This is a genomic window from Quadrisphaera sp. DVD1 (assembly GCF_058932755.1).
Window position 1 is genome coordinate 1 of record NZ_JBZYWI010000186.1, and the last position, 5,144, is coordinate 5,144.

Annotated in this window: 5 protein-coding genes and 1 pseudogene; 2 read left to right on the forward strand and 4 right to left on the reverse strand. The window is 76.9% G+C overall.

Translation table 11 applies throughout. The features are described from left to right. Positions 1-235, forward strand: a 235-nt coding sequence (locus tag AC5FZL_RS15300; RefSeq protein ID WP_493619743.1) for a hypothetical protein, incomplete at its 5' end; no start/stop codon positions are given. A gap of 3 nt (positions 236-238) precedes the next feature. Here AC5FZL_RS15300 and AC5FZL_RS15305 read toward each other — a convergent pair. The 3 genes from AC5FZL_RS15305 to AC5FZL_RS15315 are packed head-to-tail and all read right to left on the reverse strand — an operon-like array spanning position 239 to position 3,604. Continuing rightward, positions 239-1,501, reverse strand: coding sequence for a vWA domain-containing protein (locus AC5FZL_RS15305; protein WP_493619744.1), 1,263 nt, complete (start codon positions 1,499-1,501; stop codon positions 239-241). After that, positions 1,498-2,622 carry an AAA family ATPase gene (locus tag AC5FZL_RS15310; RefSeq protein ID WP_493619745.1) on the reverse strand — a complete coding sequence of 375 codons (1,125 nt, stop codon included), beginning with the start codon at positions 2,620-2,622 and terminating at the stop codon, positions 1,498-1,500. The genes AC5FZL_RS15305 and AC5FZL_RS15310 overlap by 4 nt, the downstream gene beginning before the upstream one ends. Positions 2,623-2,632: 10 nt before the next feature. Next, complete coding sequence (locus tag AC5FZL_RS15315) at positions 2,633-3,604, reverse strand: SRPBCC family protein (RefSeq protein WP_493619746.1); 972 nt, start codon at positions 3,602-3,604, stop codon at positions 2,633-2,635. A 137-nt stretch (positions 3,605-3,741) separates the two neighbouring features. Between AC5FZL_RS15315 and AC5FZL_RS15320 the strand changes: the two genes are divergently transcribed. After that, positions 3,742-4,785, forward strand: a complete 1,044-nt coding sequence (locus tag AC5FZL_RS15320; protein WP_493619747.1) for an LLM class F420-dependent oxidoreductase — start codon at positions 3,742-3,744, stop codon at positions 4,783-4,785. On the opposite strand, the pseudogene AC5FZL_RS15325 reads toward AC5FZL_RS15320, so the two are convergent. Beyond that, positions 4,763-5,144: pseudogene (locus tag AC5FZL_RS15325) on the reverse strand (hypothetical protein); the annotation flags it as partial. The gene AC5FZL_RS15320 and the pseudogene AC5FZL_RS15325 overlap by 23 nt on opposite strands.

The window sequence follows — 5,144 nt, forward strand, 5'->3', positions numbered from 1 at the left end:
GGCCGACCGGCTGCGCGCAACCGGGGTGCGCACCGGCGACTCCCCCGCCCACGCCGCCCTGGCCCGCTACGTCCTCGGGGCGGGGGACGGCGCCGTGCTGATCGAGCCGGAGCGGGCGGTCGCCTACTGGCGCGCGGGCGTGAGCGCTCCCGAGGCCGAGGTGATGGAGGCCGTCGAGGAGGCCTCCCGCCCCGCCCTGGCCGTGCTGCGCGGGCTGGCCGCCCTGCGCGCCTGAGCCTCAGCGGCGCAGCGCCGCCGGGTCGAGGACGATCGCGTGCATCCACGCCGGCACGGGCGCGGCTCCCCGCGCCCCCGCCACGAGCACCGTGACGTAGCGGGCGCGCGGGCTGGGCTCCGGCGGGGACGGCGGCCACGGGGTCTGCCCGTCGGTGAGCGTCACCACGAGGTCGGCGCTCGGCCGCCGCGCCGCCGCGGCCTCCAGGCCGGCGCGCAGGTCCGTGCCGCCGCCCCCGACGAGCGTGACGGCGGCAGCGCTGCGGACGGCCTGCACCTCGGCCGCGGAGGCGTCGCAGGCGATCACCTCCACGCTGCCGCGGCTGCGGGCGACCCGGTCGCAGATCGCGCCGATCTCGGCCAGGCACTGGGCCAGCATCGGCTCGTCCATCGAGCCGCTCGTGTCGACGACGACCCGCACGACCGGCGGGCGGGGCTGGCGCATCGCCGGCAGCACCACCCCCGGCACCGCGGACGAGCGCCGCGACGGGCGGGAGTAGGTGTGGTCGCGCAGCCCGGCGACGGTCGCGGCGGTGCGGCGCACGACGCTGGCGAGCTCCTCGCGCCAGTCCACCTGGGGGTCCAGCACGCGGTCGGCCCAGCGCTGCCAGCCCGCCGGCACGCGGCCCCGGGACACCTCCTCGCGCACCGCCCGGGCGACCTGCTCGCGCAGCAGCACGGCACGCCCGGCGTCGACGCTGCCGTCGTCCTCGCCGTGCTCGTCCCAGGCCCGCGCCGGGCCCGCGGCGCCCGAGCCGCAGTCGAGCCCGTCGGCTCCTGGCCCGCCGTCCTCGTCGGGCGGGAGCAGCCGGTACAGCTGCTCGGTGGTCATCCCCGGCTCGGCGCCGGTGATCCGCTCGGGGTACCAGGCCCCCGCGACGGGCAGCTCGACGCCGGCCGTGCGCAGGTCGGCGTTGATCGCCGCGTCGCCGGCGCGGTTCCAGCGCACGGCCTGGTCGGCGGGCTCGGCCAGGGCGCTCCAGCGGTCGGCGTGCTCGCGCAGCAGGTGCCCGACCTCGTGCAGCCACACGGCCGCGCACCCGGTCACGGTCAGGGACAGCACGAACGCCGGGTCCCAGTAGAGCCGCCAGCGCCGGTCGACCGCGGTCGTGGCGATGCCCGGGCGCACCAGCGGCGTCATGGCGAACAGCGCCGTGGCCAGGTACGGCATCGTCTCGGCCGCCCGGGCGCGCCCGGCGGCCAGGCGCAGGGCCGCAGCGCGGTCGTCGGCGCGGTCGTCAGCGCGGTCGTCGGCGGGCCGGCTCACTGCGGCAGCAGGTCCAGCTCGGTGAGGATCGGCAGCAGCGAGGTCATGGTCGCCGGGGCGGGCAGCGTCCCGGTCGGGCGGGCCGCCGCCCATCGCCGTCCGAAGGAGTACGCGACGTCGGCGCTGCCGGCGTCGGCGATCCGTGCGAGCACGCTGCCGCACGCCACCCACCGCGCCGGGGTGGTCTGGGCCTGCGTGGCGGCCCACACGGCGGCGGCGACGGCGTAGACGGCGTCCCCGCGGCTCGGCACCACGAGCGCGTCGGGGTCGGCGAGCAGCTCCTCCGGGTCGGGCAGGTCGAGGTGCTCGACGTAGCTGAGGAACTCCGCGGCCGCGGGCATCCCCACGGTGCCGCCGACGAGCAGCGCCACGACCGACGTGCCGCAGCCGGCCGCGCGCGCGGTTGCGAGCAGGCGGGCGGCCATCTCCCACGAGCGCGGCGTCGGGAACGCCAGGCCGACCTCGCGCGAGGACGTCGGCATCCGCGTGACGAGCTCGGGCCGGGCGCCGAGGAACGCCCCGACGAGGATCTTCGCCTCGCGCAGCGCCCGCTCCACCGCGCCGGGGTCGGCGGTGGGCACCACCACGCGCGGGAAGCCGGCGGCGAAGCCCTCGCGCACGACGTCCGCGGGCAGGCTCCACGCCAGGTGGGCGAAGCGGTTGGCCATCGGCGGGGCGAGGTCCCAGCCGTCGGCGGCGACCTCCGGGCGGTTGGCCGCGGCGATGGTGCGCACCCCGTCGGGCAGGCGCAGGTCGCCCACCCAGCCGGAGAGGATCGGGCGCAGCAGCGCCGCCTGCACGGCCGGCGGAGCGGTGCTCAGCTCGTCGTAGAACGCCACGCCACCGCGGACGCCGTCCGCGGTGGCGTCGTGCAGGCGCTGCGCCCACGACGGCGGGGCGAGCGACACGCTGCCGGTGACCGGGTCGACCACCGGGAGCCCAGCGAAGTCGCTGGGCTCCCGGATGGAGGCGATGACCGTCTCGAGGTGCAGGTCCAGGTCGGCCGCGAGCTGCTCGACCACGCTCGTCTTGCCCTGCCCCGGGTCGCCCCACAGGACGACGGGCACGTCCGCGAGCACGCAGACCGCGAGCGCGGTGCAGGTGTCCTCGTAGGCGGTCACCGGTCGCTGCTCAGCGGCCGCCGTCCGCGTCGTCGGTCTTGCGCACGCCGTCGAGGAGGGCGTCGTCGGCCAGGGTGTCGGTGCCCGTGCCGGAGGCGTACGTCGGGCCGGTGCCGACGTCGGGGGTGCTGGCGGCGTCCGGGTCGATCGTGCCCAGCACGGGGATCTCCGGGACGTCGACCGCGGCGGCCTCCTCGGCCGCGCCAGGGGTGGCGGAGCTCTGGGACGCGGCGGAGCCCTGGGACGCGGCGCGCTCGGCCGTGCCGGGCGCGGGCTGGGTGATCGTCGTCTCGACGGACTGCGCGGGGGTGGACGCGCTGCCGGTCTCGCCCGGGATCGCGCCGGACGGCGTCACCGGGGCGCTCTCCTCCTGGTCGCCGTGGCCCTTGACCGCCTTGGCGACGGCCACGCCTGCGGCCGCGAGGACCGCGGCGCCGGCGACGGCTGCGCCCGTGGTGATCCCTGCGCTGCCGCTGTCGCCCCGGGACAGCGCCGCGGCCTCGACCCCCGGCGCGTCACCGACGTCCACGCCCGGGTTCACGCCCTCGCGGTAGCCACCGGTCGCGCTGCCGCGCGCCTCGATGAACTCCTTGAACTTCGCGAGGTCGGCCTTGACGCGCCGCTCGACGAGGTTGAGGGCGTCACCGGCCTTCTCCACGAGGCCCTCGGGCTCGTACTCGAGCACGAGGCGCACGATCGTGCGGCCGGCGTCGACCGGGATGAAGTGCACGGCGCCGGCGTTGGTCGCGCCGGTGGTGGCGGCCCAGGCGACCTTGGTGTCGGGCACCTGCTCGAGGATCGCGGCGTCCCACTCGCGCTTGACGCCCCCCACCTCGGCGACCCAGTGGGTCATCGCCGGGCCGTTCTGGACGACCTCCTGGACGCCGCCCATGAAGTGCGGGAACTCCTCGAACTGGGTCCACTGGTCGTACGCGGTGCGCACGGGCACGGCGACCTCGATGGTGTCCTCGAACCTGGTCATGGGTCCTCCTCGCAGTGTCGTGGCTGTCCAGAGGTCCCTACCCACCTCCCGCCGGCTCATCCCGGACGCTGATCACGAGAGGTGGGGGTCGAGGCGCGCCCGGCGGGATCGCGGGAGCGGCGCGCTAGCGTCCGGCCATGACCCCTGGCACGAGCACCAGCACGACCCCCAGCACGACCCCGGACCTCCGCTTCGGCGTCTTCATCCCGCAGGGCTGGCGCCTGGACCTCGTCGGTGACCCGCCCGCGCAGCAGTGGGAGACCATGCGCGGCCTCGCGCAGCGCGCCGACGCCGGCCCGTGGGAGTCGGTGTGGGTCTACGACCACTTCCACACCGTCCCGGCGCCGACGGAGGAGGCCACGCACGAGGCGTGGACCCTCATGGCGGCGCTGGCGGCCTCGACCTCGCGCGTGCGGCTGGGCCAGATGTGCACGTGCATGGGCTACCGCCACCCCGCCTACCTCGCGAAGGTCGCCGCGACCGTCGATCTCGTCTCCGGCGGGCGCGTCGAGATGGGCATCGGCGCCGGCTGGTACGAGCACGAGTGGCGCGCCTACGGCTACGGCTTCCCCCGCGCCGGGGAGCGGATCGCCATGCTCGCCGAGGGCGTGGAGATCATGAGCCAGCTGTGGCGCGACGGCGTCTCGACCTTCGCCGGCGAGCACTACAGCACCGACGGCGCGGTCTGCCGGCCCCTGCCGCTGCAGGAGGGCGGGATCCCGCTGTGGATCGCCGGAGGCGGGGAGCGCAAGACCCTGCGCATCGCCGCGCAGCACGCCGCGTACACGAACTTCGGCGGCACGCTCGAGGAGTTCACCCACAAGTCCGAGGTGCTGCGCGGGCACTGCGCCGACCTCGGCACGGACTTCGAGGCGATCACCCGCAGCGCCAACTACAACGTCGTCATCGGCCGCGACGAGGCCGAGGTGCGCGCCCGCCGCGACGAGATCCGCGCCCGGCTGGCCACGCGGGCCCCGGCCGACGTCGTCGATGCGGAGATGGCGCGCGCCTTCGCCCCCGACTCCCCCGGCATCGGCACGCCCGAGCAGATCGTCGAGAAGCTGCGGCCGGTCGTCGCCGCCGGCATGACGTACCCGATCACGTACTTCTCCGAGGCCGCCTACGACACCTCGGGCCTGGAGCTGTTCGAGACCGAGGTCATCCCCGCGCTGCGGGGCTGACCCCCCGGCGCGGCTCGGGGATCGCCTGGGCCGCGTCGGCGAGCTCGCGCAGGTCGGTGACGATGCGCTCGTGGCGGCGGCGCAGCCGGTCGACGTCGAGGTGCACCCGCTCCACCAGGCCCTGCGCCTCCTGCCGGGTCGCGCCGGCCTCCCGGCGCGCGGCCTCCAGCTCCTGGGCGCCGGTCCGGCGCAGGCCCTCGGCGTGGGCCCACGCCGCGCTGAGCACGTCCTTGGCCCGCACGTGCACGTGCGCGCTCAGCCGGTGCGCGGCGGCCTCTGCCGCTCGCCGGATCGCCTCGGCCTCCGCGCGGGCCGCGCGCAGCTCGGCGGCGGCCTGCTCGCGGACCTCGGCAGCGCGC

Bases quoted from the DNA above. Each gene is read 5' to 3' on its own strand.
- AC5FZL_RS15315 (WP_493619746.1), bottom strand. From the start codon at position 3,604: ATGACCAGGTTCGAGGACACCATCGAGGTCGCCGTGCCCGTGCGCACC.
- AC5FZL_RS15320 (WP_493619747.1), top strand. From the start codon at position 3,742: ATGACCCCTGGCACGAGCACCAGCACGACCCCCAGCACGACCCCGGAC.